General features: G+C 71.0%; 6 protein-coding genes. 1 reads left to right on the top strand and 5 read right to left on the bottom strand.

All coding sequences use genetic code 11. The features are described 5' to 3' along the window. Nucleotides 1-218: 218 nt before the first annotated feature. From fxsA to ACNPQM_RS36630, 4 genes are all read right to left on the bottom strand, one after another. Entirely contained in the window at nucleotides 219-809 is a 591-nt protein-coding gene (gene fxsA / locus ACNPQM_RS36645) for an FxsA family membrane protein (protein ID WP_358861557.1), read from the bottom strand. Between the two features lie 47 nt (nucleotides 810-856). Next, nucleotides 857-1,624 carry a polyprenol monophosphomannose synthase gene (locus tag ACNPQM_RS36640; RefSeq protein ID WP_358861556.1) on the bottom strand — a complete coding sequence of 256 codons (768 nt, stop codon included), beginning with the start codon at nucleotides 1,622-1,624 and terminating at the stop codon, nucleotides 857-859. A gap of 526 nt (nucleotides 1,625-2,150) precedes the next feature. Then, nucleotides 2,151-3,797, bottom strand: a complete 1,647-nt coding sequence (locus ACNPQM_RS36635; protein WP_358861555.1) for an amidohydrolase — start codon at nucleotides 3,795-3,797, stop codon at nucleotides 2,151-2,153. 46 nt (nucleotides 3,798-3,843) lie between these two features. Next, entirely contained in the window at nucleotides 3,844-4,284 is a 441-nt protein-coding gene (locus ACNPQM_RS36630) for an Lrp/AsnC family transcriptional regulator (RefSeq protein WP_358861554.1), read from the bottom strand. A 204-nt stretch (nucleotides 4,285-4,488) separates the two neighbouring features. On the opposite strand from ACNPQM_RS36630, the gene ACNPQM_RS36625 reads away from it, so the two are divergent. Beyond that, nucleotides 4,489-4,890, top strand: a complete 402-nt coding sequence (locus ACNPQM_RS36625; protein ID WP_358861553.1) for a hypothetical protein — start codon at nucleotides 4,489-4,491, stop codon at nucleotides 4,888-4,890. Between the two features lie 499 nt (nucleotides 4,891-5,389). Here ACNPQM_RS36625 and ACNPQM_RS36620 read toward each other — a convergent pair whose 3' ends face one another. Further along, the gene (locus ACNPQM_RS36620) at nucleotides 5,390-6,562 is read right to left on the bottom strand and encodes an acyl-CoA dehydrogenase family protein (protein ID WP_358861552.1); all 1,173 of its coding nucleotides are present in this window, start codon (nucleotides 6,560-6,562) and stop codon (nucleotides 5,390-5,392) included. Nucleotides 6,563-7,141 lie beyond the last annotated feature (579 nt).

Below are 7,141 nucleotides of genomic sequence, written 5' to 3'. Positions count from 1 at the left end.
GTGACACACCGAGCGTGTGTCACGGCCCGCGGCTCTGTCGCATATGGGTGGGTGCCGTGAGCGTCCTGCGGCCTGTTCTTTCGGGCGCCGTTCGGGATTGATCTCTCCGTCCCGGGCGTGAAGGGGGAAGGCCGGACAGGCGAAGAGCCCGTCCGGCGATTGAGGACAGCCACTCGGACAGGGCCCCGTCCCGCGGGCGGCTTCGGACGAGAATCCGCTCAGGGGGTGAGCGGGGGGCGCGGGCCGCCGTCGGGGCGCGGGCCCTGCCGGGTCTCCGTGTCGCGGATGACCTCGCCCTGGACGACCTTTCCGTCCGGACGGTGGATCCTGGCCTGCTGGAACGCGCTGGAGAAGCTGCCGGGGGCAGCGGTGCGCATACGGCGGTCCAGGGACCGCTCCGCGTACCGGCCGAGCGCCGCACGGACCTGCGGCACCAGCAGCAGAAGTCCCGCCACGTCCGAGATCATCCCCGGGATGATGAGCAGCAGCCCGCCGAGCATCAGGAAGCCATTGCCCTTGCTGCCCGACGGAGAGGTGGGCGGCGTGGCGGCCTCACCGGGCCGGCCCGGCATCTGCTGGAGCGTCTCGGTGAGATTGCGGAAGGCCCGGCGGCCGGCCGCCTTCATCACGACGGCCCCGAGCACGACGCCCCCGATCAGAAGCAGCAGCACGGTGAACCCGCCCGCCACGTCCGCCACCAGGGTCAGCAGCCAGATCTCCAGCACTGCCCAGGCGGCGATGGCGAGCGGGATGAAGGTACGGGCGCGCGAGCGCCGCGGTGCGGTCGGGGGCGGGGTGCCGGTCATCATGGTCCCCAGTGTGCCTGTACGGATGTCCAAGCGGGATAAGGGGGTGATCAGGAAGACTTGCGGCCCAGCACCTGGTTCGTACGGGCGGTGATGCCCCAGGCCGTGACCCGCCACAGCGCCTCGACGAGGATGTCGCGACTCATCTTGGAGTCGCCGATCTCGCGGTCCACGAAGGTGATCGGGACCTCGACGACGTGATACCCCGCGTCGATGGTGCGACGGGCCAGGTCGACTTGGAAGCAGTACCCCTGGGAGGCGACCTCGTCGAGGCCGATCCCCTTCAGGGTCTCCGCCCTGAAGGCCCGGTAGCCGCCGGTGACGTCCCTGGTCTGCAGCCCGAGGAGCAGCCGGGAGTACGTGCTGCCGCCGCGGGAGATCATCTCGCGGGACTTGGGCCAGTTGACCACGCGCCCGCCCGGCACCCAGCGGGAGCCGAGCACCAGGTCGGCACCCTTGAGGGCGGTGAGCAGCCGGGGCAGCTCCTCGGGCTGGTGGGAGCCGTCGGCGTCCATCTCCACCAGGACGCCGTAACCGTGGTCGATGCCCCAGCGGAACCCGGCGAGGTAGGCGGCGCCGAGCCCCTCCTTGCCCTTGCGGTGGAGGACCTGGACATGGCTGTCGTCGGCGGCGAGCTCGTCGGCGATCTTCCCGGTGCCGTCGGGACTGTTGTCGTCGGCGACCAGGATGTCCGCTTCCGGTACCGCGGCGCGCACCCGGGTGACGATCGGCTTGATGTTCTCGGCCTCGTTGTAGGTCGGGATGATCACCAACGCTCTGCCGAGCGGGCCGTATCGCCTCTGACCGCCATCGTTCACTTACTGCCCCTCACGTCCGTACACAGGTGCACACCATATCGAGCGCATCAGGGCCCGGGATCGACGCGGTGGGCAGCTGTCGGGCGCCGGCCCGGACAGAAGGAGGGAAGTACGGACAGAACTGCGGATCGGGGCCCGGCGCCCTTCGGGCCGACCTGGAACCCGCTGGCTGCGGGTCGACCGAAAGCCGTTGTCTACTGAACGTCCGGGCCCCACCCGGGTCGCACCTGCCGTCCGGTTCACACCTACCCTCGCCCCCGAGGCGCGGGCGCTGAACCTGGCTGTCAGTGGTGGTGCGCCGGTGCGGCACACCACCTCATGACCCAGCGGCGTTCGACGACTGCGTGGAGGTTAACCGGTCGGACGTCCTGTGGTGGACTCGGCCGAACCTACCGGCCCGTGGGCGCCTCCTGTCAATACCCGCCTGACCTGCGACGTTTACCGAAATTACCTGGTCAGTACCGGAGATACGCAGGTCGCGGGGAAGCGCGGGCGCCTTCGATCGGCGGTACGAAATCTCGGGACGTCACTCGTTCGGCCGCACGTAGACAGTTTGTCCGAAGACCACGGTCCGAAGGCAGACCGGGAGGTCACCGCCCGGGGTGAGATCCGGCAGGCCGGGCGTCCCGGACCTCGGGTCGGTCGACCAGCGGGCGACCCGGTCGTCCGGGGCCTGGACCACGAGCTCCTCGGTGCGCCAGACCGCGTAGTCGGCGGGGGCACCCGGAACGAGGGTGCCTGCGTCATCGCGGCCGACGGCCCGCCAGCCGCCCCTGGTGTGCGCGGTGAAACCGGCCCGTACGGAGATCCGGTGCTCCGGCGTCCGGTGGAACGCAGCGGCCCGTACGGTCCCCCACGGGTCCAGCGGGGTCACCGGGCTGTCCGAGCCGAAGGCCAGGGGCACACCGGCCCGCAGGAGGCCCGCGTACGGGTTCAGGGTGCGGGCCCGGTCGGCGCCGAGCCGCTGGGCGTACATGCCGTCCTCGCCGCCCCAGGCGGCGTCGAAGGCGGGCTGGACCGAGGCGGTCAGACCCAGCTCCGCGAAACCGGCGATCGTCTCGGGGGTGAGCATCTCGGCGTGCTCGACGCGATGGCGTGCGGCGCGGATCCGGGGCAGCCCGAGCGTCTCGGATGCGGCCCGGACCCCTGCCACGACGGCGGCGACCGCCGCGTCGCCGATGGCGTGGAAACCGGCCTGCAGACCGGCCTCGGTGCAGGCGGTGACATGGGCGGCGATCTGCGCGGCGTCCAGGTGGGCGGCGCCCCTGCCGCCGGCCGGTCCGTCGGCGTAGGGCTCGTGCAGGCACGCGGTGTGCGAGCCGAGGGAACCGTCGACGAACAGGTCACCGGCCGCACCGATCGCACCGAGTTCGCGGATCCTGCGGGCATCCTTCTCGTCCGCGACCTGCTCGGCCCAGTAGCCGAAGACCCGCGGTCCCGGCCGCCCGGCGGCAAGCTTCAGCAGGGCGGTGAAGTCCTCCTCGTCGGAGATGTCGGGTCCGCCGCACTCATGAAGGCTGCCGATGCCGAGCGAGGCAGCGTGGTCCAGGGCGGCACGCTGCGCCTCGGCACGCTGCTGCGGCGAGATCGCGCCATGGGCGGCGGCGCGCACGGCGTGGTGGGCGGCGCCGGTCAGCGGGGCGTCGGGGCGGTAGCCGGCCAGCGCGGTGACGCCGGGAACCAGATCGAGGAGGGCGGTCGTGACGACGGCGGAGTGCACATCGATCCGGGGCAGATAGAGCGGCCGGCCGCCGGCTGCGGCGTCGAGCTCGGCGCGCGACGGCGGCCGCTGCTCCGGCCAGCGCGTGGCGTCCCAGCCATGTCCGAGGACGACCCGGTCCGTGGGGTGCGCGGCCGTGTACGCGCGTACGAGGTCGAGGGCCTCGGCGAGGGTGCGGGCGCCCGCGAGATCCAGGCCGGTGAGGGCGAGGCCGGTCGATGTGGTGTGGACGTGGGCATCGGTGAACGCGGGAGTGACCAGGGCCCCTTCGAGGTCGATCACTTCGTCGACGCCGCTCGCGAAGGCGTCGGCGGCCCCTTCCGAACCCACCCAGGCGACATGGCCGCGTTCGACGACCATGGCGGTGGCGAAGGGGTCGGCGGGGCTGTGGACATCTCCACCGCGCAGCAGCACGGTGCGGTGTTCGCTCTGGGGGGCGGTGCTCTCGGTCATGGCACCAGTCTCACCCTTGTCCGGAGCGGCGCCGCCCGCGCCCCCCTCAGATCTGCGGGGGGCGTGCCTCGTACGGGGTGGAAAGGACGACGGTGGTGCGGGTGGAGACCCCGGCCAGCGAGCGGATCCGGGTGAGCAGATGCTCCAGCTCGAGGGGGGTCGCGACGCGCACCTTGAGGATGTAGTTCTCGTCGCCCGCGACGCTGTGGCACGCCTCCAGTTCCGGTACACCGGCGAGCCGCTCGGCGATGTCGTCCGGCGCGCTCGGGTCGAACGGTTTCACCGAGATGAACGCGGTGAGGGGCAGCCCGACGGCCTCGGGGTCGATGACCGCGGCATAGCCCCGGATCACCCCGCGCTGCTCCAGCCGACGGACACGCTGATGAACGGCCGAGGTGGACAGGCCCGTGGCCTTGCCCAGGTCGGTGTAGCTCATCCGCCCGTCCTTGACGAGCAACTCCACAATCTGACGGTCCAGCTCCTCCATGCGGATCAACCTATGACCCCGGGGCCTTCCAGGCACAGTCGTAGGGGCCTCGAACAGGGCACCCGCATGGGACATGTGATGAATGCCACAGGTTTACGGATGGGTAGCCGACGACCTCGCGGTTACGGCGGATGCACGACGGGAAGTGCTTGCTGTGGTCGAGGCCGTGACGCCTTGCCGGCCCACCCGAGGGGGAGATTCTCCATGCAGAGCCTGAAGCTCACCGGACGTACCGAACCGGAGCCTGTTGAACCCGTCGAGGACTCCGCTCCCGACGCGTACGACACTTTTGAGATGTACCGGGTGATCTGCCCGGACTGTGCGCAGCCGATCGCGCTGCTGGCCGACGAGGATGTGCTGCCGGAACACGCGCTGTGCCCGACGCCGTGGAACCCGTTCGTCCTCACGGTGTGCTCCGGAACCGGTCGCGACGCCGCGCAGGCACGTCCCGCCGACGAGTCGCTCGAACTCCAGGAACAGGACATGGGACTGCTGTTGACGCTCCCCCAGGGGCTCGACTGGAGGATGCAGCCGTTCTCGCACGCCGGTGGCGCGGGTTCGCGCCCGCTGCGGGTGCCGCACCAGATCCGCCGCAACGCCGCCTGAGACGCCCTGACGCCGCCTGACGTGCATCGAAGGCAGTGACAGACGGCGACTGCCCGTCTGCCGGATTCCTCCGGCAGACGCCCGGCACACACGTGCCGCACCACGACGGCCGGGCCGGCGTGGTGCGGGCGATCGAGCCGCGCTCGCGCGGCAGGGGAACCTGACGAACGGGCGCTCGAATCCTCGCAGCAGTGACCCGATCCCGCTCCACGGCGTTGGCCTGGCATGACCCTGCTGCAATCCACGGCCGGCCCCGGTCGTCGCCGTCTCGCCGCTCCGACCCCCGAAGAATCGGTTCCGCAGCCCGGTTCGCAGCCGGTACCCCTAGTGGCGTCCGCTCCGTCAGCACCGCGCGCGGTGCCGCATTCGACGGATCCGCCCATCTACCGGGCGATGCTGAGCCATTGGGAGTCCACCGGCAGGACCCTGCCGGGCCGTCATGACCAGGAGTGGAACCGAATCATGACGACGCCCGTGTGGTCGGACCGGCCGTTGCGCCTCAGCGGGTTTCGGGACCCGCGAGGTGGCGCGCGATGACCATGCGCTGGATCTGATTGGTCCCCTCGACGATCTGCAGCACCTTGGCCTCGCGCATCAGCCGCTCGACGGGGAAGTCGAGGGTGTAGCCGTAGCCGCCGAGCACCTGGACGGCGTCGACGGTGACCCGCATGGCCGTGTCCGTACAGAACAGCTTGGCCATGGCCGCCTGCCGGGAGAACGGCTTGCCCGCGTCGCGCAGCCTCGCCGCCTCCAGATAGAGCGCCCGGCCCGCCTCGATCTGGGTGGCCATGTCGGCGAGCATGAACCGCAGCCCCTGGAAGTCGGCGATGGGGCGGCCGAACTGCTGCCGCCCGGTCGCATATCCGACGGCCTCGTCCAGGGCCGCCTGCGCGACGCCGATGGCGCAGGCGGCGATGCCGAGCCGCCCGGAGTCGAGCGCGGACAGGGCGATGGCGAAACCCTGCCCCTCCTCACCGATCCGGCGGGCGTCCGGTACCCGCACACCGTCGAAGTGCAGCTGGGCGGTGGGCGAGCCCTTCATGCCCATCTTCTTCTCGGGGAGGGCCGCGCTCAGCCCCTCGGCGTCGCCGGGGACCAGGAAGGCGGTGATGCCGCGGGCGCCCTCGACGCCGGTCCTCGCCAGAACCGTGTAGAAGTCGGCGATACCGCCGTGGGTGATCCACGCCTTGGTGCCGGTGATGACCCAGTCGTCGCCGTCGCGCACGGCCTTCGTGCGGAGCGAGGCCGCATCGGAGCCGGAGGCGGGCTCGGAGAGGCAGTAGGCCCCCAGCAGGCCGCCTCCCAGCATCGCCGGCAGGTGTTTCGCCTGCTGCTCCTTGGTGCCGTATCCGGCGAGGGCGTGGCAGGCGAGCGAGTGGACGCTGACGCCGAGACCCACGGTGAGCCGGGCGGCCGCGAGCTCTTCGAGCACCTGGAGGTAGACCTCGTAGGGCTGGTCTCCGCCGCCGTGGGCGGAGTCGTACGGCAGACCGAGCAGTCCGGATTCGGAGAGCAGGGTGAAGACCTCGCGCGGGAACCGGCCCGCGTCCTCCTCCTCCGCCGCGTTCGGCGCGATCTCCCGCTGGACGATGTCGCGGACCAGCGCGACGAGCTGCCTGGACTCCTCGGTGGGCAGACGACGCTCCACCAACTGCGGGGCACGGTCGGACATGACGGCGCTCTCCTCCCTGTCGGGCGTTGCGGCGGTGCGCGTGCGGGGTGTGCGCGGCTCCGCCGGGGGATCTCCGGACTGGGGCCCGGAAAAGCACTAGTACCCAAACCGCTGCTGCCCTCCCGGATTACGAGAGTTGCTGGCCAGCGGCTGTGGCGGGTCGAGTATGCCCGATCGGACGGTATCCGTCACGGGGTGACAGAGGGGGTACCCGGACGACCCGTACGGGGCCCGGACGACCAGGGGAACAGTCCGAACCATGACGCAATTGGTCCAGTCCGCCTATGGCTCGGCTTCGCCTGCTTCAGCGGCCGGCTGCGGTCGGTATGGGTGAAGGTGGTGATCTGCTGGTTGTCCGCCGTCGGCGAGTCCGCGTTCGTGATCTTGTCGACGAGGTCGCGGATGCCGTGATCCGACTTCGACCACGTCAGATCGCGCGTCGTCGTGACCGGGTTTCCGCCTGAATCCCTACCATTTCGGATCAATCCCTGGCGCCTACGGTCTCCCGACTGCCGCCGTCCGCATTGAGGGCTGAACGGCCGCTCGCGGACAGCGCGGCGCGACGCATCGCCGGGGCCG

Origin of the sequence: Streptomyces sp. NPDC056231, from assembly GCF_048270745.1 — a bacterium.
GTDB lineage: Bacteria > Actinomycetota > Actinomycetes > Streptomycetales > Streptomycetaceae > Streptomyces.
This window is presented reverse-complemented; position numbering and strand designations above follow the sequence as displayed.